Consider the following 230-nt stretch of genomic DNA (forward strand, 5'->3'; position numbering starts at 1 on the left):
GTGTTGTTATGAATAACAACCGTTTGACCTGTAGGGCTAACTAACTGGATTTTTAAATCGCCGATATAAGTATGAATAATCCCGATAGACACCGATACCGTTCCTGAATCGCCAGTGCGGTTAACATTTATAGGGCTGACTATGCCAGTAGTATTATTATCTGGAATAGTATAATTACCCGTATTAGTGTAGCTTGCTGGACCTCCAGTGTTACCACCACTCGTATTACG

1 protein-coding gene is annotated in these 230 nt (G+C 40.9%); it reads right to left on the reverse strand.

What is annotated here, in order from left to right; genetic code table 11:
- Positions 1-230 (reverse strand): proprotein convertase P-domain-containing protein (locus AAEZ03_RS29125; protein ID WP_350583495.1); only part of this gene is annotated, 230 nt, incomplete at both ends.

It is taken from the genome of Pseudomonas sp. HY2-MNA-CIBAN-0224, assembly GCF_040310285.1.
GTDB lineage: Bacteria > Pseudomonadota > Gammaproteobacteria > Pseudomonadales > Pseudomonadaceae > Aquipseudomonas > Aquipseudomonas helleri.